This is a genomic window from Streptomyces sp. NPDC043896, assembly GCF_056435605.1.
On record NZ_JBWKEE010000001.1, the window covers coordinates 1 to 21,357 of the forward strand.

Genomic DNA, 21,357 nt, shown 5'->3' on the forward strand with positions numbered 1-21,357 from the left:
GCCAGAAGGGCGTCCAGGTTTGTCTTCACACACTGACCAACGGGCGCCCTTCGCCATGGTCGCGACCAGCACCAACATCGGACTCATTCATCTAGCTGACGCCCTCCCTGCCGGGGAGCGGTACGCGCGCCCGTTCCCACCCCTCCAGGGCGGTCAGGCAGGCGTGGTCCATGTGTCGCAGCCCGCTGAGGTCGAGCCGCACCGACGGGGCGTGCGGCAGCGCCTCCAAGGCGTCCAGCAGCTTCGGCAGCCGCAGGAAGTTGGCGTTCCCCACGACCCGGACGCACAGGTCCTCGCCCTCCCACACCTCCTCGATGTGCACGTGGGAGGTCTCCCAGGCGGCCTTGGCCACCGCCAGGCCCAGCCCGATGAGCACCCCCTCGAAGAGACTGGTGGCCACGATCGAGACGGCCGTCACCACCAGCACCACCGCCTCGCCCCGGTGCGTCCGCCACAGGGAGGCCACCGCCCGGGCCGGCAGCAGCTTCCAGCCCGCGTGCAGCAGCACCCCGGCGAGCGCGGCCAGCGGGACCACCTCCAGCACCTGCGGGAACGCCACCGCGAACAGCAGCAGCCAGCCCCCGTGCATGATCCGGGACGCGCGGGTCCGGGCCCCGGCCTCCACGTTGGCGGAGCTGCGCACGATCACGGCGGTCATCGGCAGCGCCCCGAGCACCCCGCACACGGTGTTCCCGACGCCCTGCGCCACCAGTTCCCGGTCGTAGTCGGTGCGCGGCCCGTCGTGCATGCGGTCGACGGCCGCGGCACTGAAGAGGGTCTCGGCGGAGGCGATCAGCGCGAGCGCGACCACGGTACCGACGGCCCCGACCGACGCCAGCACCCCGAAGCCGGACCAGTCCGGCAGCGCCACCGCGTCCAGCACCCCCGTCACCCGCACCTTGTCGACGGGCAGCCGCAGCACCGCGGCCACGACGGTGGCCGCCGCCACCCCCACCAGCGCCCCCGGCACGACCCGTGCCCTGGCCGGCACCCGGCGCCACGCCACCAGCACCGCGATGGTCCCCGCGCCCAGCGCCACCGCGCTCCAGTCGGCCCGCGCCCCCAGTTCGTGCACCGCCGCCAGCTTCGCCAGGGTCTTCCCCGGCGCCTCCACCCCGCCCACGGCATAGAGCTGCCCGGCGATCAGCACGAGCCCGATCCCGGCCAGCATCCCGTGCACCACGGCCACCGAGATCGCCCGGAACCACCGCCCGAGCCGGAGCACCCCCATGCCCAGCTGGAGCACCCCGGCGGCCAGCACCAGCACCCCCAGCGCGGTCAGGCCGTAGCCGCGCACGGCCTCGTACACGAGCACGGTCAGCCCGGCCGCGGGACCGCTGACCTGGAGCGCGCTGCCCCGGAAGCAGCCGGTGACCAGCCCGCCGACCACTCCGGTGACGATCCCCAGCTCGGCCGGTACGCCGGAGGCGACGGCCACCCCCACGCAGAGTGGAAGGGCGACCAGTGCGACAACGACGGACGCGCCGAAGTCCGCTCGGAAAGTGCCGGCCCCGGGCATGCGGAAACCCCCTCGTCCTACGGTGATGGATGTCACCCAGCGTGGTGGTCGCACCCGCCGCCGCCTAGTGACCACCGGGGGCCCGGGCGGGGGCACGCGCCGCTCACGCCCCGCACACACCCTGCGCTCCCCGCCAGGCCGTGGCGAGGGCGCGTCCCGAAGGCCGTGGCACGAGGCGCACATGACGAAGGGCACAACGCGGGCGGCCGCCGGTGTGCCGGCGATCCGCCCCCGTTGTGCCCCTCGGGTCCGCTCAGTGGCGCGGTCGCGCCTCAGCGGTGGTTCAGCGGTAGTTCACGAACTGGATGGCGAAGTCCAGGTCCTTGCCCTTGAGGAGGGCCTGGACGGCCTGGAGGTCGTCACGGCTCTTGGAGCTGACGCGCAGCTCGTCGCCCTGGACCTGGGCCTTGACGCCCTTGGGGCCCTCGTCCCGGATGATCTTCGCGACCTTCTTGGCGTTCTCCTGGGAGATGCCCTCCTCGATCGAGGCGAAGATCTTGTACTCCTTGCCGGACAGCTGCGGCTCGCCGGCGTCCAGCGCCTTCAGCGAGATCCCGCGCTTGACCAGCTTGGTCTCGAACACGTCGAGGACGGCCTTGACGCGCTCCTCGGAGTTCGCCTCCATCAGGATCTTCTCGCCGGACCAGGCGATGGTGGCGCCGGTGCCCTTGAAGTCGTAGCGCTGCGAGAGTTCCTTGGCGGCCTGGTTGAGGGCGTTGTCGACCTCCTGCCGCTCGACCTTCGAGACGATGTCGAAACTGGAGTCGGCCATGTGCTGTGGCTCCTTGAAGTCGGCTGTGGTGTGCCCCGGAGGGCCGCGGCCGGACATCCCCGGCCCGCTCCGCAAAGCCTAGCCACCACGCCCACGTGGGGCGCTGATCAATCCGGTGGCGAACCATCCCCGAGCATCAGGTATCGTTTACGTCGTTGCCAGGGAACAACGCCGAAAGGCGGAGGAACCCGGGCGACATCCCATGGCGGTGTGCCCGAGTGGCCAATGGGAGCGGACTGTAAATCCGTCGGCTTAGCCTACCCAGGTTCGAATCCTGGCGCCGCCACGCGAGTGGAACCCCCGTTCATCTGCGGAAACGCAGTGGGCGGGGGTTTCTTCGCATACCCCGGACCTCCGGTGCCGCCAGACCCGCGAGGCCCCCGCAGCCCTCCGGCCCGCAGCCCGCACCTACGGCGCGGTGACCGTCAGGTGGTACGTCGTGTCGATCCAGAAGCCGTTCGCCGCAGCCGCCTCGATCTCCAGCACGAACTGGCCCGGCGGAAGCGGTTCGAGAGCACACCACAGCCCCCAGGCGACATGCGGCACGCCCCGCACCGGGAAGGGCTTCGAGGCGAACTCGCTCAGCCTCAGGGGAGAGCTGTTCAGGGCCGCCGAAGCCCGGGTCACCTCCAGGCGCCACGGCCTCGTCACGAACGGCACCGCCGCCCGCTTCGTGTTCAGCACCGGGAAGAACAGCGGCCGCCCCGACGGGATGCCGCACCGGCGCACCACCCGCCCGCCGTAGGTCCCCGCCAGGAACCACAGGTCCCGCGGCTGCCGCCACCCGGCGTACGCGCCCGTCGTGTCCCCCACCGGACTCTCCTCGTCCGACGCGGACAGCGCCCACCGCCACCACCGGGCCGCGAGCCGGCCACCCTCCGCCGCGCTGACGCGCCACTCGCCGTCGCCCATGCCCCCACCCCGGAACCCCGTACGGCCGCCCCCTGCGGCCGATGCCGGGGTGACCCTATCGGCCCCCCGCCACGCACCGAAGCGGGCGGACGGTCGTTCCACGGGGCATGACATGGACTTCGGACAGACGCGGCAAGGCCGGCGGCGGCGTACTGATCGCCCTGCTCGGCGCCGGCATCCCCGCCCTGGTCGGAGCGGCGCTCCACGACAACACCGGGAAGCCCTACCGGGAAACCCGGCTCTCCTTCGGCACCCACCGCCCCGACGGCCGCGCGCCCGTCGGCGAGGCCGAGTTCACCCGGTTCCTGGACCGCGAGGTCACCCCCGCCTTCCCCGAGGGCCTGACCCTCCGCGACGGGCACGCCCAGCGGCGCGGCGCGGACGGCACCGTCGTCCGCGAGACCGCCTACGAAGTCGTGCTGCTCTACCCCGAGAAGGAGGCCGACGAGCGCGGCGCCCGCGTCGAGCGGATCCGCCGGCAGTACGAGACGCAGTTCCGCCAGACCTCCGTCGGACGCTCCGACGACCAGGTGGAAGCCGGTTTCTGACGGGAAGCCGACAGTCCGCCGCCCCGCCTCAGTTGCCCGCCACGTCCTTCACTGCCACCGAGACCGGGGCCGACCCCGAGACCAGCTCCAGCGTCAGACCGGCCGTCGCCGGAGTCTCCACCAGCTCCGCGAGCACCGCCGCCACATCGTCCCGCGAGACCGGACCCCGGCCCGTGTGGGCCTCCAGCCGGACCAGCCCCGTCCCCGCGTCATCCGTCAGCTGCCCCGGCCGCAGCACCGTCCACTCCAGCCCCAGCCGGGTCCGCAGGTGAGCGTCGGCGTCACCCTTCGCCCGCAGGTACACGTCGAAGACCTCCGCGCCCTCGTGCCGGGGATCCGCCCCCATCGTCGACACCATCAGGAAGCGGCGCACACGCGCCCGTTCGGCCGCATCCGCGAACAGCACCGCCGCGCCCCGGTCCACCGTGTCCTTGCGCGCCGCACCGCTGCCGGGACCGGCCCCGGCCGCGAACACCGCCACGTCCGCGCCCTGCAGGATCCCCGCGACGTGCTCGACCGAAGCCGACTCCAGGTCGCACAGCACCGGTTCCGCACCGGCCTCCCGCAGGTCGTCGCCCTGCTCCGGGTCACGGATGACGCCCGCGACCTCGTACCCGCGCGCGGCGAGCAGACGCTCCAGCCGCAGCGCGATCCGACCGTGTCCACCCGCGATGACGATGCGCATGCCCCGACCGTACGACGAGCCGGGCGCCCACGCCCGCGAACACCCGGCGAACGATCAGGGCCCGGGCTCCGTACGGCCCTGCCGGGGCAGGTCCAGGGCCACCGCCACCGCCGAGTCGCAGTACTCCCGCACGGCACTCGTACGGGCTACCACCCGCCCCCGGTGGATCACGATGCGGCTGTACGCCAGCGACAGCACTCCGGCGATCCGGTCCCCGCGCACCGCCAGCAGCTCCGCCGGGAACCCGGCCTCCACCCGCACCTCCGGCAGCCCCATGGCCTCCCGCGCGGCGGCACTGACCGTCTCGTAGGCCTCGGCCGGGCGCAGCCCGCTCTGGGAGGCCAGCAGGTACGCCGCTTCGAGCGGGTCGCCCCGGCCGACCGGGTTCCCCGCGTCCCGCAGCGCCCCGCTGCCGGCCGCGACCCGCACCCCGGCCGCCCGCAGCAGCCGGACGGGCGCCGTGCGCAGCCCGCGCCGCTCCAGGGCCGCGCAGTCCCCCTGGGGCAGGCAGGTCACCCGTACGCCGGCCGCCGCGAGCCGGTCGGCGGCGCGGGTGGCCGACTCCAGCGGGAGCCGTGACAGGCCTCCGCACGGGCCGACGGTCACCCCGGGCCGCAGCCCCCCGGCCATCGCCGCCAGCCGGGCCAGCCTGCCCGGGTCGTCACCGTCGGTGTGCAGGTCCACCGGGCAGCCGTGCTCGGCCGCCAGCTCCAGGACCGCCTCCAGGAAGCCCGTCGGGTCGGGGTCGAGGTCCGGGCAGCCGCCGATCACGGAGGCGCCCATCTTGACGGCGTCCCGCAGCATGGCGAGCCCGTCGGCACCCGCCACCCCGGTCAGCAGCCGGGGAACGGCCACCGCGGTCAGGTCGGCGAGCCCCCGCAGCGACCGGCGGGCCTGGAGCACGGCCTCCAGGGGTCCCAGCCCGTGCACGTCGCCGATCCGGACGTGGGAGCGCACGGCGGTGGCGCCGTGGCCGAGCTGGAGCAGCGCCGCCTCGGTGGCCCGGCGCTGCACCTCGTCGGGGGTGTACGAGACGGGCCCCTCGCCGTCGGCGGTCAGCGCGGTGTCCCCGTGGGCGTGCGGCTCGGCGGGCGCGGGCAGGAGCAGGTAGCCGCGCAGGTCGACCCGGGACAGGGCGGGGGCCGGGAGGCTGCCCGCGGTGCCGACGGCCTGGATGCGGCCGCCGCCGAGCCTGACGTCGACGGTCCGGCCGTCGGTGAGCCGGGCGCCCGTCAGCAGGAGCCCCGTGGCCTCGGGGGCGGAGCCGCCGACCGGATTGCGCGGAGAGGGGGAGGGCTGCTGCGGCTGGCTGTCGGACATCGCGCTCCTGCGGTGGCTCGGGCGGTTCCTGTGCCGTGGCCGCAGCCCGCGGCCCAAGATCACGCAGCGTGCTCAGAGCCTAGGGCGCGGGGGTGCCGGGTTCGCGGAAGAGCGCAATAGTCGTACCGGTGTGGTGCCCGCCGGCCGCCTGCTCGCCGCACGAGGCGGCCCCGGCGGCACCGGCGGCACCGGAGAACACGGAGGAGGCCCCGGCGGCCGCGGAGGGCACGGAGTGTGACGCCGGGCACAAACGGGCCCGTAAAACACCCCGGAGGGGCCGGCGTCCCGAGGGGAATGCCCCTCCGAGCCCAGTCCCCCCAAAGGATTTGGGTGATGGGCGCGCAACCGTGTAATGTCTTCCTCGCTCGCCCCAATAGCTCAGTCGGTAGAGCGTCTCCATGGTAAGGAGAAGGTCTGCGGTTCGATTCCGCATTGGGGCTCTGGTGAGAGAGGTTCCCCACCCTCGGGTGGGGAACGGATCTCATCAAAGCGGCGTAGCTCAGTCGGTAGAGCAAGCGGCTCATAATCGCTGTGTCACCGGTTCAAGTCCGGTCGCCGCTACACCCAGTAGCCGATTGCGGGGTCGGTCTCCCGATCGGCTACTCTTTTATGCGTTCATCCGTCCCATAGTCCGTCAAGGAGCACTCACGTGGCTGCCACCGACGTCCGCCCGAAGATCACGCTGGCCTGCGTGGAGTGCAAGGAGCGGAACTACATCACCAAGAAGAACCGGCGTAACAACCCGGACCGCATGGAGATGAAGAAGCACTGCCCGCGCTGCAACTCGCACACCGCGCACCGCGAGACCCGCTAGTCACTGGCGAAGTCTCCAATATAGGCACCGTCATGAGGTCGTCCCCTTCAATGGGGGCGGCCTCGTGTCGTTTCCGCACCAGATCTTGATCAGGTGCGCCCCTTCAACGTGTCCCTGCAACAGGAGGCAGTGAGCCATGGCCCTCGATCAGACCTTCGTGGGGCGGACCTACCCGCCCACCGATCCGTACGAGGTCGGCCGGGAGAAGATCCGCGAATTCGCGGTCGCGGTGGGTGACGCCAATCCCGTCTACACCGATCCCGAAGCCGCGAAGGCCTTTGGCCACCAGGACGTGATCGCCCCGCCGACCTTCGTGTTCGCCATCACCTTCGCGGCGGCGGGCCAGGTCATCGAGGACCCCCAGCTGGGCCTGGACTACAGCCGCGTCGTGCACGGCGACCAGAAGTTCGCCTACGTCCGCCCCGTGCGGGCGGGCGACCGGCTCACCGTGACCTCCACCATCGAGGCCGTGAAGTCCCTCGCCGGCAACGACATCATCGACATCCGCGGCGAAGTCCACGACGAGTCCGGCGAGCACGTGGTGACCGCGTGGACCAAGCTCGTGTCCCGCGCCCCCGAGGAGGCCTGAGATGACCGCGCAGATCCAGTACGCCGACGTCGAGGTCGGCACCGAGCTCCCCGCGGCGTCCTTCCCCGTGACGCGCGCCACGCTCGTCCGGTACGCGGGCGCCTCCGGCGACTTCAACCCGATCCACTGGAACGAGAAGTTCGCCAAGGAGGTCGGCCTGCCGGACGTGATCGCGCACGGCATGTTCACCATGGCCGAGGCGATCCGCGTGGTGACCGACTGGGCGGGCGACCCGGGCGCGGTCGTCGAGTACGGCGTCCGCTTCACGAAGCCGGTCGTCGTCCCGAACGACGACCAGGGCGCGCTGATCGAGGTCACCGCCAAGGTCGCCGCCAAGCTGGAGGACAACCGCGTACGGGTCGACCTGACGGCCATGAGCGCGGGCCAGAAGGTCCTCGGCATGTCCCGGGCAGTGGTCAAGCTGGCCTGACCGGGCATGCCGCCGGGCAGCGCCGGGCGCGCGCCGCACTGGTACGCCGCCCCGCGGGCCGGCAGCCGCGCCCCGGGAGCGGGCCCGCCCCGGACCGTCACCCGGCCCGGGGCGGAGCGCCGCCGGGCGCGGCGGAAGCAGGGCTACCGAGTGCCCCGCCGGGATGCGAGGGGGACGGACCGTACTCTTGTCCACGTGCAGGAACTCCACGATGCCCCCCTCGCCCCGCTGACCACCTTCCGCCTCGGCGGCCCCGCGGCCCGGCTGGTCACCGCGACCACCGACGCCGAGGTCGTCGAAACCGTCCGCGCCGCGGACGAGAGCGGCACGCCGCTGCTGGTCATCGGCGGCGGCAGCAACCTGGTCATCGGCGACCAGGGCTTCGCCGGAACCGCCCTGCGCATCGCCACCACCGGCTTCACCCTCTCCGGCAGCACCCTCGAACTCGCGGCCGGCGAGAACTGGTCCGACGCCGTCGCCCGCACCGTCGAGGCCGGGCTCGCCGGCATCGAGTGCCTCGCCGGGATCCCCGGCTCCGCGGGCGCCACCCCGATCCAGAACGTCGGGGCGTACGGCCAGGAGGTGTGCGACACCATCACCGAGGTCGTCGCCTACGACCGCACCACCGGCGAGACCGTCACCCTGACCGCCGCCGAGTGCGCGTTCCGCTACCGCAACAGCACCTTCAAGGACCAGCCCGACCGGTACGTCGTCCTGCGCGTGCGCTTCGCCCTGGAGGACGCGGGCGGCCTATCCGCCCCCATCAAGTACCCCGAGACGGCCCGCGCCCTCGGCGTCGAGGCGGGCGACCGCGTCCCCGCCGCCGAGGCCCGCGAGACCGTCCTGCGCCTGCGAGCCGGCAAGGGCATGGTCCTGGACCCCGCCGACCACGACACCTGGTCAGCCGGCTCCTTCTTCCACAACCCGATCCTGACCGACGAGGCCTACGCCGCCTTCCTCACCCGCGTCCAGGACCGCCTCGGCGACCACACCGTCCCGCCCGCCTACCCGGCAGGCGAGGGCCGTACGAAGACCAGCGCCGCCTGGCTGATCGACAAGGCCGGCTTCACCAAGGGCTACGGCACCGGCCCGGCGCGCATCTCCACCAAGCACACCCTCGCCCTCACCAACCGGGGCGAGGCCACCACCGAGGACCTGCTGACCCTCGCCCGGGAGGTCGTCGCGGGCGTCCACGCCGCCTTCGGCGTCACCCTCGTCAACGAGCCGGTGACGGTCGGCGTCAGCCTCTGACATGCACTGCCCCCTGCACGGGGCCGGTACGGACCCCACACGACTGGTGGGGCGCGAGATCCGCCGGGTCGTCGCGTCCTGGCACATCTGCGAAGGCGAGCGCTCCGAGGCACCCCTCGACGTCTGGCTGATCGACAGCGCCGGCGAGTCCACGCGCATCACCACCGGGTCCGACCAGTGCCTCATCGTCGAGTGCGCCGAGCCCCACGAGCCCTACGACCTGGGGGAGTGGGGCCGCATCGAGGTCGGCGAGGACCTGGGCGAACACCCCTTCCTGCGCCACCTCGGCCAGACCGTCGAGTCGGTCGCCGAGTTCGCACTCCCCGAGCAGGGCCGCACCCACCTGGAGATCGGCTTCCCCGACGGCCACCGGGTACGGGCCGACTGCCACGAAGGCGACCTGCGGCTCACCCGCTGAGGGCCGGACGCCTCAGCCGGCCAGCCAGTGCTCGATCCCGTCCAGCAGCTTCGCCTTGACCTCGTCCGGCGCGGCCGAACCCCGTACCGACTGGCGGGCCAGCTCGGCGAGCTCCGCGTCCGTGAAGGCGTGGTGGCGGCGGGCGATCTCGTACTGGGCCGCGAGCCGCGACCCGAACAGCAGCGGGTCGTCCGCACCCAGCGCCATCGGCACCCCCGCCTCGAAGAGGGTGCGCAGCGGCACGTCCTCGGGCCGCTCGTACACGCCGAGGGCCACGTTGGAGGCGGGGCAGACCTCGCAGGTGATCTGCCGGTCGGCGAGCCGCTTCAGCAGCCGGGGGTCCTCCGCGGCGCGCACGCCGTGCCCGATGCGGGCCGCGTGCAGGTCGTCGAGGCAGTCGCGGACGGAGGAGGGGCCGGTCAGCTCGCCGCCGTGCGGGGCCGCGAGGAGGCCGCCCTCGCGGGCGATGGCGAAGGCCCGGTCGAAGTCGCGGGCCATGCCGCGGCGCTCGTCGTTGGAGAGCCCGAAGCCGACGATGCCGCGGTCGGCGTAGCGGACGGCGAGGCGGGCGAGGGTGCGGGCGTCGAGGGGGTGCTTCATGCGGTTGGCGGCGATGAGGACCCGCATCCCGAGGCCGGTCTCGCGGGAGGCGCTGTCGACGGCGTCGAGGATGACCTCGACGGCCGGGATCATGCCGCCGAGGAGGGGCGCGTAGGAGGTGGGGTCGACCTGGATCTCCAGCCAGCCGCTGCCGTCCCGGACGTCCTCCTCCGCCGCCTCGCGGACCAGCCGCTGGATGTCCTCGGGCTCGCGCAGGCAGTTGCGGGCGGCGTCGTAGAGCCGCTGGAAGCGGAACCAGCCGCGCTCGTCGGTGGCGCGCAGCTTGGGCGGCTCCCCGGCGGTCAGGGCGTCGGGAAGGCGGACGCCGTACTTGTCGGCGAGCTCCAGCAGGGTCGACGGGCGCATCGAGCCCGTGAAGTGCAGGTGGAGGTGGGCCTTCGGCAGAAGCGTGAGATCGCGTACGTGCTCCATCTGGTGATCCTGCCGTATCGGTCACCCGATTGGCAGCGCATTACCTGAACGGGACATTGCCCGAACATGAATCTGACGCCCGCGGGCGGCATCGGCCGGGCCGCCGGAAACGCCGGAGCGGCGCCACCCCGCCGGGGTGACGCCGCTCCGCAGCCGGCCGACCGCGAGAGGCCTAGGCCTTGGCCTCCGCCAGGAGCTTCTGGATGCGGGACACGCCCTCGACCAGGTCCTCGTCGCCCAGGGCGTAGGACAGGCGCAGGTAGCCCGGGGTGCCGAAGGCCTCGCCGGGGACGACCGCGACCTCGGCCTCGTCGAGGATCAGCGCGGCGAGCTCGACGGAGGTCTGCGGGCGCTTGCCGCGGATCTCCTTGCCGAGCAGCTCCTTGACCGACGGGTACGCGTAGAACGCGCCCTCGGGGGTCGGGCAGAAGACGCCGTCGATCTCGTTGAGCATCTTCACCATGGTCTGGCGGCGGCGGTCGAAGGCCTTGCGCATCTCGGCGACGGCGTCCAGGTCGCCCGAGACGGCGGCCAGCGCGGCGACCTGGGCCACGTTGGAGACGTTGGAGGTGGCGTGCGACTGGAGGTTGGTCGCGGCCTTGATGACGTCCTGCGGGGCGATGACCCAGCCCACGCGCCAGCCGGTCATGGCGTACGTCTTGGCGACGCCGTTGACGATGATGCACTTGTCGCGCAGGGCCGGGACCAACACGGGCAGCGAGGTGAACTTCGCGTCGCCGTAGACGAGGTGCTCGTAGATCTCGTCGGTGAGGACCCACAGGCCGTGCTCGGCGGCCCACTCGCCGATCGCCTTAGCGTCCTCCTCGCTGTAGACCGCGCCCGTCGGGTTGGACGGGGAGACGAACAGGACGACCTTGGTGCGCTCGGTGCGCGCGGCTTCGAGCTGCTCGACGGAGACGCGGTAGCCGGTGGTCTCGTCGGCGACGACCTCGACGGGGACACCGCCGGCGAGGCGGATCGACTCGGGGTAGGTGGTCCAGTACGGGGCCGGGACGATGACCTCGTCGCCCGGGTCGAGGATGGCCGCGAAGGCCTCGTAGATGGCCTGCTTGCCGCCGTTGGTCACCAGGACCTGGGAGGCGTCGACCTCGTAGCCGGAGTCGCGCAGCGTCTTGGCGGCGATGGCCTTCTTCAGCTCGGGCAGGCCGCCGGCCGGGGTGTAGCGGTGGAACTTGGGGTCGCGGCAGGCCTCGACCGCCGCCTCGACGATGTAGTCCGGCGTCGGGAAGTCGGGCTCGCCCGCGCCGAAGCCGATCACCGGGCGCCCGGCGGCCTTGAGGGCCTTGGCCTTGGCGTCGACGGCGAGGGTGGCGGACTCGGAAATGGCGCCGATACGGGCAGACACCCGGCGCTCGGAGGAAGGCGTTGCAGAGGTCATGCGGCCAATCGTCCCAGACGGCCGAGAGGGCCCGCACACCGTTTCAGTCACCGGACGGAGCAGATCCGGATGTCTTCTGTTCGACGTCAGGGCCCGGACCACGTACACTCACCTGTCGTTGGCCCTCAACAGCCGCCCCAGAGCGTGAGCACTCCGTGCACTCGCCCGGATGCGGTAGGTTGGGGAACGCAACAAAGGGTCGTAGCTCAATTGGTAGAGCACTGGTCTCCAAAACCAGCGGTTGGGGGTTCGAGTCCCTCCGGCCCTGCTCCACACTCCTTCTCGGATGTGTGCGCAGGTACGTACTTCGATGCAACGCCGTGCGGCGCAACCGGGCGCGGCTACGGCCACGACCCGGATTCAGGTGAGAGACGTGACGGACGCCCTGGGCTCCATCGACATGCCTGATGCCGACAGCGACACTCGCGAGAAGAAGGCCCGCAAGGGCGGCAAGCGCGGAAAGAAGGGCCCCTTCGGGCGCCTCGCGCTGTTCTACCGCCAGATCGTCGCGGAGCTCCGCAAGGTCGTCTGGCCCACCCGTAACCAGCTCACGACGTACACCACCGTGGTGATCGTCTTCGTCGTCATCATGATCGGTCTGGTGACCGTGATTGACTATGGGTTCCAGGAAGCCATCAAGTTCGTCTTCGGCTGATCCCCGCGGAGGGCGGCGCCTTGATGGGTGCCGCCTTTTTTCGCATGTTCCACCACCTTTTGTATCCAGGAAGAAGCAGCCACCGTGTCTGACCCGAACCTGAACGCGAGCCACGACTCCGTCGAGTCCGTCGAGGACGAGCTCGACATCGTCGAGGCGGCGGACGCTGTGGACCCCGACGAGGTCGAGCTCGCCGACGCCGAGGCCGGCATCGCCGCCGAGGAAGCCGCGCTGCACGTCGAGGACGAGGTCGACGCCGAGGCTGACGAGGACGCCGACGAGGACGCCGAGGACGAGGGCGACATCGAGGCCGACGCCGAGATCGAGGTCGAGGACGCCGAGGAGGCCGCCCCGGCCGAGCCCGCGGAGCCCGTCGACCCCATCCAGGCCCTCCGCGACGAGCTGCGCCTGCTCCCCGGCGAGTGGTACGTGATCCACACCTACGCGGGCTACGAGAAGCGCGTGAAGGCGAACCTCGAACAGCGCGCCGTCTCGCTGAACGTCGAGGAGTTCATCTACCAGGCCGAGGTGCCCGAGGAAGAGATCGTCCAGATCAAGAACGGCGAGCGCAAGAACGTCCGGCAGAACAAGCTGCCCGGTTACGTTCTCGTCCGCATGGATCTGACGAACGAGTCCTGGGGCGTCGTCCGCAACACCCCGGGTGTCACCGGCTTCGTCGGCAACGCGTACGACCCGTACCCGCTGACCCTCGACGAGATCGTCAAGATGCTCGCCCCCGAGGCGCAGGAGAAGGCCGCCAAGCAGGCCGCGGAAGAGGCCGGTCTGCCCGCGCCCGCCGTCAAGCGCACCATCGAGGTCCTGGACTTCGAGGTCGGCGACTCGGTCACCGTCACCGACGGTCCGTTCGCCACGCTCCAGGCGACGATCAACGAGATCAACCCGGACTCGAAGAAGGTCAAGGGCCTCGTCGAGATCTTCGGCCGCGAGACCCCGGTCGAGCTGAGCTTCGACCAGATCCAGAAGAACTGATCTTCCGGATTCAAAGCTTCCGAAACAGGTCAGACCAGCCCGTGAAGGGCGGTCTGACCTGCTCGGTTTTTAGCCCCGCACCCATACCCGTTATCGTGGTGCGGTATGCCTCCATCCGGATGACCGGAAGGACGGCTGAAAACTCTCACTAGGACCCGGAGAGAGCAATGCCTCCCAAGAAGAAGAAGGTCACGGGGCTTATCAAGCTCCAGATCAAGGCCGGTGCGGCCAACCCGGCTCCGCCGGTCGGCCCCGCGCTCGGTCAGCACGGCGTCAACATCATGGAGTTCTGCAAGGCCTACAACGCCGCGACCGAGTCGCAGCGTGGCATGGTCGTGCCGGTGGAGATCACGGTCTACGAGGACCGTTCCTTCACCTTCATCACCAAGACCCCGCCGGCCGCGCGCCTCATCCTGAAGAGCGCGGGCATCGAGAAGGGCTCCGGCGAGCCGCACAAGACCAAGGTCGCGAAGCTCACGCGTGACCAGGTCCGCGAGATCGCCACGATCAAGATGCCCGACCTCAACGCGAACGACATCGACGCCGCCGAGAAGATCATCGCCGGCACCGCCCGTTCGATGGGTATCACGGTCGAGGGCTGATCCAGCCCCTCGCAGTTCCCCAGTGGTAGGGCCAAGCGCTGGTCCGTACCACGACTCCATGCCTGAAGCACTTACACAGGAGCAGAAGTGAAGCGCAGCAAGACTCTCCGCGCTGCGGACGCCAAGGTCGACCGGGAGAAGCTGTACGCCCCGCTCGAGGCCGTCCGTCTCGCCAAGGAGACCTCCACCACCAAGTTCGACGCCACCGTCGAGGTTGCCTTCCGCCTGGGTGTCGACCCGCGCAAGGCCGACCAGATGGTCCGCGGCACCGTGAACCTCCCGCACGGCACCGGTAAGACCGCCCGGGTCCTGGTCTTCGCGACCGGTGACCGTGCTGCGGCCGCGGAAGCCGCCGGCGCCGACATCGTCGGCGACGACGAGCTGATCAACGAGATCGCCAAGGGCAACCGCCTCAACGAGTTCGACGCCGTCGTGGCGACCCCGGACCTCATGGGCAAGGTCGGCCGCCTCGGCCGCGTGCTCGGTCCGCGTGGTCTCATGCCGAACCCGAAGACCGGCACCGTCACCATGGACGTCGCCAAGGCTGTCACCGACATCAAGGGTGGCAAGATCGAGTTCCGCGTCGACAAGCACTCGAACCTGCACTTCATCATCGGCAAGGTCTCCTTCTCCGATGAGCAGCTGGTCGAGAACTACGCGGCGGCCCTGGACGAGATCGTCCGTCTGAAGCCGTCCGCCGCCAAGGGCCGCTACATCAAGAAGGCCGCCCTGAGCACCACGATGGGCCCCGGCATCCAGCTGGACTCCAACCGCACCCGGAACCTCCTCGTCGAGGAAGACCCGGCTGCTGTCTGAGCCTCACGGCTCGCCTGAGTGGCTGAACGGGCCCCTCGCTCCCCTCGCGGGAGCGGGGGGCCCGTTTCCGTGTCGTGTGGCTCATACACGAGTGGCGCGTAATCCGGGCGCGCCCGGAACGCCCCGGAACGTATGGTCGTACGGTTGATCGATCGCACCAGGGGTGGGGACTCCATGTTCACGTACCGCAAGAAGACCGCAGGCGCCGCGCTGGCCGCCGTACTGCTCGTGGGCGGGGCCACGACGGCCTGCGAGGACGGGAAGAAGGCGGACGGCGGCAAGGCGGCGTCCGCGCCCTCCGCGCAGGCCTCTCCGTCCGCCCAGGCCGCGAAGGGCGCCGCGGACGCGACGCCGGCCGCGTTCCTGCAGAAGGCCAAGAAGACCTCCGAGGAGATCAACTCCCTGCGCTACACCCTGACGGGCACGGCCTCCGGCCGCCAGGTCTCGTCGGAGACGTCCATGCGGCTCAAGCCGTCCGTGGCGATGTCGATGAAGGCGAGCGCGCAGGGCGCCGAATCCGGCACCGTCGAGATCCGGCTGGTCGACGGGGCCATGTACCTGGGCTCCGAGGGCAAGTGGCTGAAGTTCGACATGAAGGCCCTGGACCCGGCGACGGCGAAGAAGATGGAGAGCGCGCAGGGCGGCACCAACAGCTCCGGCGAGAACCCGGGGGACCGTGCCGACCAGCTGATGGGGGCCAAGGACCTCAAGACGCTCGGCGAGGAGAACGTCGACGGGGTGAAGACCACGCACGTCTCCGGCACCATCACGACGGACGAGATGCGCGCCGGCATCGCGACCACCGCCACCCCGGAGGCCAAGGAGCGCCGGGAGAAGAGCCTCCGGCAGCTGGAGGGCGAGGGCATCAAGACCCTCAACGTCGACATGTGGATCGACGAGTCCGGCCACACCCGGCAGGTCCGCACCCGCGGCCAGGGCACCAAGGGCCCGATGGACACGACCATCAAGTTCCTGGACTTCAACAAGCCGGTCGTGGTCACCGCCCCGCCGGCCGACCAGGTCGTGGACCTCGCCGAGATGATGAAGGGCTCCGACGGCGGCGCCGGAACCGGCCAGGGCTGACCGTCCGGGGCCGGACGGCCGGTGCCGGCGGGACGGCGCCGGCCCGGGCGGAACCCGCGGGGCGGATCCGCCGTACGGGCGGATTTGCTCTGCAACGGATGGTTCGCGTACGCTTCCCCAGAAGCCAAAGACCGCTGGTCGTTGCCGTGCCTGGAAGGGTGCGGTGGCCGAAGGATCCGCTACTGCGGACGACCCGCGCAGGTGACTGTGGAATCGTTCCCGGAACTCGTTCCGGTTGAGCTACGCCCTGGCGCCTGCGCCGGGGCGTTTCGTGTGTAAGCCCCTTCTGAGCGGTCCTCATCACCCGGAAGGAGGCCGACGCTCTATGGCAAGGCCCGACAAGGCTGCCGACGTAGCCGAGCTTGAGGACAAGTTCCGCAGCTCGAACGCCGTTGTGCTGACCGAGTACCGGGGTCTCACCGTCGCGCAGCTCAAGACGCTGCGTCGTTCGCTCGGTGAGAACGCCCAGTACGCCGTGGTGAAGAACACGCTGACCAAGATTGCGGCTAACAACGCCGGGATCACCTCGCTCGACGACCAGTTCACTGGTCCGACGGGTGCCGCCTTCATCACCGGTGACCCGGTGGAGTCGGCCAAGGGTCTTCGTGACTTCGCCAAGGAGAACCCCAACCTCATCATCAAGGGCGGTGTCCTTGATGGCAAGGCGCTCACCGCCGATGAGATCAAGAAGCTCGCGGACCTCGAGTCCCGCGAGGTTCTGCTCAGCAAGCTGGCCGGCGCGTTCAAGGGCAAGCAGTCCCAGACTGCTCAGCTCTTCCAGGCGCTGCCGTCGAAGCTCGTCCGCACCGTGGACGCGCTCCGTGCCAAGCAGGCCGAGCAGGGCGGTGCCGAGTAATTCGGCTCGCGCACTGATCTACGCCGCCTAGTGCGTGGGTCGTAGCGGGCCGTTACGCCCGCCTCTCTATACATCCGGCACCTGCCGAATTAAGTGGAAGGATCGCCCATCATGGCGAAGCTCTCTCAGGACGACCTCCTCGCCCAGTTCGAGGAGATGACCCTCATCGAGCTCTCCGAGTTCGTGAAGGCCTTCGAGGAGAAGTTCGACGTCACCGCCGCTGCCGCCGTCGCGGTTGCCGCCCCGGTCGCCGGTGGCGGCGACGGTGGCGCTGCTGTCGAGGAGAAGGACGAGTTCGACGTCATCCTCACCGGCGCCGGCGACAAGAAGATCCAGGTCATCAAGGTCGTGCGCGAGCTGACCTCCCTGGGTCTGAAGGAGGCCAAGGACCTCGTCGACGGCACCCCGAAGCCGGTCCTCGAGAAGGTCAACAAGGAGGCCGCTGACAAGGCCGCCGAGGCCCTCAAGGCCGCCGGTGCGGGCGTCGAGGTCAAGTAACACCTCTGAGGCCGCCTGACGGCCTCTGCGAAGGGCGATCACCCGGAAGGGTGGTCGCCCTTTGGCGTATCCGCAGTGCCTGACTTGCCCTCGTCTCGTTGGGGAGTAGGGTGATCATCGTTGCCCCGAAGCAGGGTCCGCAGATGATCCGCTCGGAGCACGGGGCCTTGACGAACGGCCAGCGGCGCGCAATTCTCAGTCCCGTCGTGAGGTCGGCCAGCTCGATCCGAGATCCGAGGCATGGATCGACTACGAAGAGGGCAGTACTGATACGCGCTCTGTGTACGAGAGCCGCAGCGTGTTGGTTGAACAACGGTAGGGAAGGGCCTGTTGCCGGTTTCCGGAAACCTGGTCTGGACATCAGTGAGCCGAGTGGCTACACTGACCCTTTGCGCTGCCTGTTAGCTGTCCCCTGCCCGTCGCCAGGGGCATGCCCACGCTCGAGCACATCTGACTGACCGCCTCTGACCTGGTCTTTTGGCCAGATCGGAAGCACTTGTCTTCTGTGTCGGCTGGGACCGGTACGCGCGTAGTGAGTCCGAGCCCTCGGAAGGACCCCCTCTTGGCCGCCTCGCGCAACGCCTCGACCAATACGAACAACGGTGCCAGCACCGCCCCGCTGCGCATCTCCTTTGCAAAGATCAAGGAGCCCCTCGAGGTTCCGAACCTCCTGGCGCTGCAGACCGAGAGCTTTGACTGGCTGCTCGGCAACGCCGCCTGGAAGTCCCGCGTCGAGTCGGCGCTTGAGAGTGGACAGGACGTCCCCACCAAGTCCGGTCTGGAAGAGATCTTCGAGGAGATCTCGCCGATCGAGGACTTCTCCGGGTCGATGTCGCTGACGTTCCGCGACCACCGGTTCGAGCCGGCGAAGAACTCCGTCGACGAGTGCAAGGAGCGCGACTTCACGTACGCGGCGCCGCTCTTCGTCACGGCCGAGTTCACGAACAACGAGACCGGTGAGATCAAGTCTCAGACGGTCTTCATGGGCGACTTCCCGCTCATGACCAACAAGGGCACCTTCGTCATCAACGGCACCGAGCGCGTCGTCGTGTCGCAGCTCGTCCGTTCCCCGGGTGTCTACTTCGACTCCTCCATCGACAAGACGTCCGACAAGGACATCTTCTCCGCCAAGATCATCCCGTCCCGGGGTGCCTGGCTGGAGATGGAGGTCGACAAGCGCGACATGGTCGGCGTCCGCATCGACCGCAAGCGCAAGCAGTCCGTCACCGTCCTCCTGAAGGCCCTCGGCTGGACCACCGAGCAGATCCTCGAGGAGTTCGGCGAGTACGAGTCCATGCGCGCCACCCTGGAGAAGGACCACACCCAGGGCCAGGACGACGCGCTGCTCGACATCTACCGCAAGCTGCGCCCGGGCGAGCCGCCGACCCGCGAGGCCGCTCAGACGCTGCTCGAGAACCTCTACTTCAACCCGAAGCGCTACGACCTCGCGAAGGTCGGCCGCTACAAGGTGAACAAGAAGCTCGGCGCCGACGAGCCGCTCGACGCCGGTGTGCTCACCACCGACGACGTCATCGCGACGATCAAGTACCTCGTGAAGCTCCACGCGGGCGAGACCGAGACCATCGGTGAGTCGGGCCGTTCGATCGTCGTCGAGACCGACGACATCGACCACTTCGGCAACCGTCGTCTGCGCAACGTCGGCGAGCTCATCCAGAACCAGGTCCGCACGGGTCTGGCTCGTATGGAGCGCGTCGTGCGCGAGCGCATGACCACCCAGGACGTCGAGGCGATCACGCCGCAGACCCTGATCAACATCCGGCCGGTCGTCGCCTCCATCAAGGAGTTCTTCGGCACCAGCCAGCTGTCGCAGTTCATGGACCAGAACAACCCGCTGTCGGGTCTGACGCACAAGCGTCGTCTCTCGGCGCTGGGTCCCGGCGGTCTCTCCCGTGAGCGGGCCGGCTTCGAGGTCCGTGACGTGCACCCGTCGCACTACGGCCGCATGTGCCCGATCGAGACCCCCGAAGGCCCGAACATCGGTCTGATCGGCTCGCTCGCGTCCTACGGTCGCGTCAACGCGTTCGGTTTCATCGAGACCCCGTACCGCAAGGTCGTCGACGGCGCGGTCACCGACGAGGTCGACTACGTCACCGCCGACGAGGAAGACCGCTTCGTCATCGCCCAGGCGAACGCCCGCCTGGACGACGAGCTGCGCTTCACCGAGGGCCGCGTCCTGGTCCGCAAGCGTGGTGGCGAGGTCGACTACGTCGAGCCGTCCGACGTGGACTACATGGACGTCTCGCCGCGCCAGATGGTGTCCGTCGCGACCGCGATGATCCCCTTCCTCGAGCACGACGACGCCAACCGCGCCCTCATGGGCGCGAACATGATGCGCCAGGCCGTTCCGCTCATCAAGGCGGAGGCCCCGCTCGTCGGCACCGGCATGGAGTACCGCTGCGCGGTCGACGCCGGCGACTCGATCAAGGCGGAGAAGGACGGTGTCGTCCAGGAGGTCTCGGCCGACTACATCACCGTCGCCAACGACGACGGCACGTACACCACGTACCGCGTCGCCAAGTTCTCCCGCTCGAACCAGGGCACCTCGGTCAACCAGAAGGTGATCGTCAACGAGGGCGACCGCATCGTCGAGTCGCAGGTCCTCGCCGACGGCCCGGCGACCGAAGAGGGCGAGATGGCCCTCGGCAAGAACCTGCTCGTGGCGTTCATGCCGTGGGAGGGTCACAACTACGAGGACGCGATCATCCTGTCGCAGCGCCTCGTGCAGGACGACGTCCTCTCCTCGATCCACATCGAGGAGCACGAGGTCGACGCCCGTGACACCAAGCTGGGCCCCGAGGAGATCACCCGGGACATCCCGAACGTCTCCGAGGAGGTCCTCGCCGACCTCGACGAGCGCGGCATCATCCGCATCGGTGCGGACGTCGTCGCCGGCGACATCCTCGTCGGCAAGGTCACGCCCAAGGGTGAGACCGAGCTGACCCCCGAGGAGCGCCTGCTCCGCGCGATCTTCGGTGAGAAGGCCCGCGAGGTGCGTGACACCTCGCTCAAGGTTCCTCACGGTGAGATCGGCAAGGTCATCGGCGTCCGCGTCTTCGACCGCGAGGAGGGCGACGAGCTTCCCCCGGGCGTGAACCAGCTGGTCCGCGTCTACGTCGCCCAGAAGCGCAAGATCACCGACGGTGACAAGCTCGCCGGCCGTCACGGCAACAAGGGTGTTATCTCGAAGATCCTTCCGATCGAGGACATGCCGTTCCTCGAGGACGGAACTCCGGTCGACATCATCCTCAACCCGCTGGGTGTCCCGTCCCGAATGAACCCGGGACAGGTCCTGGAGATCCACCTCGGCTGGCTCGCCAGCCGCGGCTGGGACGTCTCCGGTCTGGCGGACGAGTGGGCGCAGCGCCTCCAGGCGATCGGCGCGGACCAGGTCGCCCCCGGCACCAACGTCGCGACCCCGGTCTTCGACGGTGCCCGCGAGGACGAGCTGGCCGGCCTGCTCCAGCACACCATCCCGAACCGCGACGGCGAGCGCATGGTGCTCCCGACCGGTAAGGCGCGCCTGTTCGACGGCCGCTCCGGCGAGCCGTTCCCGGACCCGATCTCGGTCGGGTACATGTACATCCTCAAGCTGCACCACCTGGTCGACGACAAGCTCCACGCCCGTTCGACCGGTCCGTACTCGATGATCACGCAGCAGCCGCTGGGTGGTAAGGCGCAGTTCGGTGGTCAGCGCTTCGGTGAGATGGAGGTGTGGGCGCTCGAGGCGTACGGCGCCGCTTACGCGCTCCAGGAACTCCTGACGATCAAGTCCGACGACGTGACCGGCCGCGTGAAGGTCTACGAGGCCATCGTCAAGGGCGAGAACATCCCCGAGCCGGGCATTCCCGAGTCCTTCAAGGTGCTCATCAAGGAAATGCAGTCGCTCTGCCTCAACGTGGAGGTGCTGTCCTCGGACGGCATGTCCATCGAGATGCGCGACACCGACGAGGACGTCTTCCGCGCGGCGGAGGAGCTCGGTATCGACCTGTCCCGGCGCGAGCCGAGCAGCGTCGAAGAGGTCTGACGGGCCTGGGGGGGGGGGGGGGGGGGCCCCCCCCCCCCCCCCCCCCCCCCCTCCCCCCCCCCCCCTCCCCCCCCCCCCCCCCCCCACACCCCCCCCCCCCCCCCCCCCCCCCCTTCCCCCTCC

At 70.0% G+C, this 21,357-nt stretch carries 21 protein-coding genes and 4 tRNA genes; 18 read left to right on the forward strand and 7 right to left on the reverse strand.

Going from position 1 to position 21,357, the window contains the following annotated elements; all coding sequences use genetic code 11:
- Positions 1 to 91: 91 nt before the first annotated feature.
- On the reverse strand, positions 92 to 1,519 hold the full coding sequence (locus AC069X_RS00005; RefSeq protein WP_478723455.1) for a SulP family inorganic anion transporter: 1,428 nt from the start codon (positions 1,517 to 1,519) through the stop codon (positions 92 to 94).
- A 283-nt stretch (positions 1,520 to 1,802) separates the two neighbouring features.
- Positions 1,803 to 2,291, reverse strand: a complete 489-nt coding sequence (locus tag AC069X_RS00010) for a YajQ family cyclic di-GMP-binding protein (RefSeq protein ID WP_150209206.1) — start codon at positions 2,289 to 2,291, stop codon at positions 1,803 to 1,805.
- A 204-nt stretch (positions 2,292 to 2,495) separates the two neighbouring features.
- On the opposite strand from AC069X_RS00010, the gene AC069X_RS00015 reads away from it, so the two are divergent.
- Positions 2,496 to 2,577, forward strand: a tRNA-Tyr gene (locus AC069X_RS00015).
- 122 nt (positions 2,578 to 2,699) lie between these two features.
- Here the strand turns inward: AC069X_RS00015 and AC069X_RS00020 are convergent.
- The gene (locus AC069X_RS00020) at positions 2,700 to 3,203 is read right to left on the reverse strand and encodes a hypothetical protein (protein ID WP_478723457.1); all 504 of its coding nucleotides are present in this window, start codon (positions 3,201 to 3,203) and stop codon (positions 2,700 to 2,702) included.
- A 107-nt stretch (positions 3,204 to 3,310) separates the two neighbouring features.
- Here AC069X_RS00020 and AC069X_RS00025 point away from each other — a divergent pair, with 107 nt between their 5' ends.
- Positions 3,311 to 3,751 carry a DUF3574 domain-containing protein gene (locus AC069X_RS00025; RefSeq protein WP_478723459.1) on the forward strand — a complete coding sequence of 147 codons (441 nt, stop codon included), beginning with the start codon at positions 3,311 to 3,313 and terminating at the stop codon, positions 3,749 to 3,751.
- A 28-nt stretch (positions 3,752 to 3,779) separates the two neighbouring features.
- On the opposite strand, the gene AC069X_RS00030 is transcribed toward AC069X_RS00025, so the two are convergent.
- Both AC069X_RS00030 and AC069X_RS00035 read right to left on the reverse strand, forming a co-directional pair.
- Positions 3,780 to 4,436, reverse strand: a complete 657-nt coding sequence (locus tag AC069X_RS00030; protein WP_478723461.1) for an SDR family oxidoreductase — start codon at positions 4,434 to 4,436, stop codon at positions 3,780 to 3,782.
- Between the two features lie 54 nt (positions 4,437 to 4,490).
- Entirely contained in the window at positions 4,491 to 5,756 is a 1,266-nt protein-coding gene (locus tag AC069X_RS00035; protein ID WP_478723463.1) for an amidohydrolase family protein, read from the reverse strand.
- 367 nt (positions 5,757 to 6,123) lie between these two features.
- On the opposite strand from AC069X_RS00035, the gene AC069X_RS00040 reads away from it, so the two are divergent.
- The 7 genes from AC069X_RS00040 to AC069X_RS00070 all read left to right on the forward strand — a co-directional run bounded on the left by AC069X_RS00040 (position 6,124) and on the right by AC069X_RS00070 (position 9,258).
- Positions 6,124 to 6,196, forward strand: a tRNA-Thr gene (locus AC069X_RS00040).
- 48 nt (positions 6,197 to 6,244) lie between these two features.
- Positions 6,245 to 6,317 (forward strand) — tRNA-Met (locus AC069X_RS00045).
- A gap of 88 nt (positions 6,318 to 6,405) precedes the next feature.
- The gene (gene rpmG, locus AC069X_RS00050; protein ID WP_007265873.1) at positions 6,406 to 6,570 is read left to right on the forward strand and encodes a 50S ribosomal protein L33; all 165 of its coding nucleotides are present in this window, start codon (positions 6,406 to 6,408) and stop codon (positions 6,568 to 6,570) included.
- A 136-nt stretch (positions 6,571 to 6,706) separates the two neighbouring features.
- Complete coding sequence (locus tag AC069X_RS00055; protein WP_478723465.1) at positions 6,707 to 7,159, forward strand: FAS1-like dehydratase domain-containing protein; 453 nt, start codon at positions 6,707 to 6,709, stop codon at positions 7,157 to 7,159.
- Between the two features lies 1 nt (position 7,160).
- Positions 7,161 to 7,589, forward strand: a complete 429-nt coding sequence (locus tag AC069X_RS00060; RefSeq protein ID WP_478723467.1) for a MaoC family dehydratase — start codon at positions 7,161 to 7,163, stop codon at positions 7,587 to 7,589.
- A 150-nt stretch (positions 7,590 to 7,739) separates the two neighbouring features.
- Positions 7,740 to 8,840 (forward strand): UDP-N-acetylmuramate dehydrogenase, encoded by a 1,101-nt coding sequence (locus AC069X_RS00065; protein WP_478723469.1) that lies wholly within the window; start codon positions 7,740 to 7,742, stop codon positions 8,838 to 8,840.
- A gap of 1 nt (position 8,841) precedes the next feature.
- Positions 8,842 to 9,258 carry a hypothetical protein gene (locus AC069X_RS00070; RefSeq protein ID WP_478723471.1) on the forward strand — a complete coding sequence of 139 codons (417 nt, stop codon included), beginning with the start codon at positions 8,842 to 8,844 and terminating at the stop codon, positions 9,256 to 9,258.
- Between the two features lie 12 nt (positions 9,259 to 9,270).
- Here the strand turns inward: AC069X_RS00070 and AC069X_RS00075 are convergent, their stop codons facing one another.
- Both AC069X_RS00075 and AC069X_RS00080 read right to left on the reverse strand, forming a co-directional pair.
- Positions 9,271 to 10,290 (reverse strand): adenosine deaminase, encoded by a 1,020-nt coding sequence (locus AC069X_RS00075; RefSeq protein WP_478723473.1) that lies wholly within the window; start codon positions 10,288 to 10,290, stop codon positions 9,271 to 9,273.
- Positions 10,291 to 10,462: 172 nt separating this feature from the next.
- Positions 10,463 to 11,689 carry a pyridoxal phosphate-dependent aminotransferase gene (locus tag AC069X_RS00080; RefSeq protein WP_478723475.1) on the reverse strand — a complete coding sequence of 409 codons (1,227 nt, stop codon included), beginning with the start codon at positions 11,687 to 11,689 and terminating at the stop codon, positions 10,463 to 10,465.
- Positions 11,690 to 11,884: 195 nt separating this feature from the next.
- Here AC069X_RS00080 and AC069X_RS00085 point away from each other — a divergent pair.
- From AC069X_RS00085 to rpoB, 9 genes are all read left to right on the forward strand, one after another.
- Positions 11,885 to 11,957, forward strand: a tRNA-Trp gene (locus tag AC069X_RS00085).
- Positions 11,958 to 12,062: 105 nt separating this feature from the next.
- Entirely contained in the window at positions 12,063 to 12,344 is a 282-nt protein-coding gene (gene secE, locus AC069X_RS00090; protein WP_405979196.1) for a preprotein translocase subunit SecE, read from the forward strand.
- Positions 12,345 to 12,428: 84 nt separating this feature from the next.
- Positions 12,429 to 13,334: a transcription termination/antitermination protein NusG gene (gene nusG / locus AC069X_RS00095; RefSeq protein WP_478723477.1), complete on the forward strand. Its 906-nt coding sequence runs from the start codon at positions 12,429 to 12,431 to the stop codon at positions 13,332 to 13,334.
- A gap of 167 nt (positions 13,335 to 13,501) precedes the next feature.
- Positions 13,502 to 13,936, forward strand: a complete 435-nt coding sequence (rplK, locus tag AC069X_RS00100; protein WP_007265885.1) for a 50S ribosomal protein L11 — start codon at positions 13,502 to 13,504, stop codon at positions 13,934 to 13,936.
- Between the two features lie 87 nt (positions 13,937 to 14,023).
- Positions 14,024 to 14,752 carry a 50S ribosomal protein L1 gene (gene rplA, locus AC069X_RS00105; RefSeq protein ID WP_042818557.1) on the forward strand — a complete coding sequence of 243 codons (729 nt, stop codon included), beginning with the start codon at positions 14,024 to 14,026 and terminating at the stop codon, positions 14,750 to 14,752.
- Positions 14,753 to 14,926: 174 nt separating this feature from the next.
- The gene (locus AC069X_RS00110) at positions 14,927 to 15,835 is read left to right on the forward strand and encodes an SCO4651 family lipoprotein (RefSeq protein WP_478724314.1); all 909 of its coding nucleotides are present in this window, start codon (positions 14,927 to 14,929) and stop codon (positions 15,833 to 15,835) included.
- A gap of 325 nt (positions 15,836 to 16,160) precedes the next feature.
- Entirely contained in the window at positions 16,161 to 16,691 is a 531-nt protein-coding gene (rplJ, locus tag AC069X_RS00115) for a 50S ribosomal protein L10 (RefSeq protein WP_478723479.1), read from the forward strand.
- A gap of 111 nt (positions 16,692 to 16,802) precedes the next feature.
- Complete coding sequence (gene rplL, locus AC069X_RS00120; RefSeq protein ID WP_478723481.1) at positions 16,803 to 17,189, forward strand: 50S ribosomal protein L7/L12; 387 nt, start codon at positions 16,803 to 16,805, stop codon at positions 17,187 to 17,189.
- A 562-nt stretch (positions 17,190 to 17,751) separates the two neighbouring features.
- Complete coding sequence (rpoB, locus tag AC069X_RS00125) at positions 17,752 to 21,234, forward strand: DNA-directed RNA polymerase subunit beta (RefSeq protein WP_478723483.1); 3,483 nt, start codon at positions 17,752 to 17,754, stop codon at positions 21,232 to 21,234.
- The last annotated feature ends 123 nt before the right edge of the window (positions 21,235 to 21,357 follow it).

Bases quoted from the DNA above. Each gene is read 5' to 3' on its own strand.
- AC069X_RS00070 (WP_478723471.1), top strand. From the start codon at position 8,842: ATGCACTGCCCCCTGCACGGGGCCGGTACGGACCCCACACGACTGGTG.
- AC069X_RS00010 (WP_150209206.1), bottom strand. From the start codon at position 2,291: ATGGCCGACTCCAGTTTCGACATCGTCTCGAAGGTCGAGCGGCAGGAG.
- rplK (WP_007265885.1), top strand. From the start codon at position 13,502: ATGCCTCCCAAGAAGAAGAAGGTCACGGGGCTTATCAAGCTCCAGATC.
- AC069X_RS00025 (WP_478723459.1), top strand. From the start codon at position 3,311: ATGACATGGACTTCGGACAGACGCGGCAAGGCCGGCGGCGGCGTACTG.
- AC069X_RS00020 (WP_478723457.1), bottom strand. From the start codon at position 3,203: ATGGGCGACGGCGAGTGGCGCGTCAGCGCGGCGGAGGGTGGCCGGCTC.
- AC069X_RS00060 (WP_478723467.1), top strand. From the start codon at position 7,161: ATGACCGCGCAGATCCAGTACGCCGACGTCGAGGTCGGCACCGAGCTC.
- rplL (WP_478723481.1), top strand. From the start codon at position 16,803: ATGGCGAAGCTCTCTCAGGACGACCTCCTCGCCCAGTTCGAGGAGATG.
- rplJ (WP_478723479.1), top strand. From the start codon at position 16,161: ATGGCAAGGCCCGACAAGGCTGCCGACGTAGCCGAGCTTGAGGACAAG.
- AC069X_RS00035 (WP_478723463.1), bottom strand. From the start codon at position 5,756: ATGTCCGACAGCCAGCCGCAGCAGCCCTCCCCCTCTCCGCGCAATCCG.
- AC069X_RS00080 (WP_478723475.1), bottom strand. From the start codon at position 11,689: ATGACCTCTGCAACGCCTTCCTCCGAGCGCCGGGTGTCTGCCCGTATC.
- AC069X_RS00110 (WP_478724314.1), top strand. From the start codon at position 14,927: ATGTTCACGTACCGCAAGAAGACCGCAGGCGCCGCGCTGGCCGCCGTA.
- AC069X_RS00075 (WP_478723473.1), bottom strand. From the start codon at position 10,290: ATGGAGCACGTACGCGATCTCACGCTTCTGCCGAAGGCCCACCTCCAC.
- AC069X_RS00005 (WP_478723455.1), bottom strand. From the start codon at position 1,519: ATGCCCGGGGCCGGCACTTTCCGAGCGGACTTCGGCGCGTCCGTCGTT.
- AC069X_RS00030 (WP_478723461.1), bottom strand. From the start codon at position 4,436: ATGCGCATCGTCATCGCGGGTGGACACGGTCGGATCGCGCTGCGGCTG.
- AC069X_RS00055 (WP_478723465.1), top strand. From the start codon at position 6,707: ATGGCCCTCGATCAGACCTTCGTGGGGCGGACCTACCCGCCCACCGAT.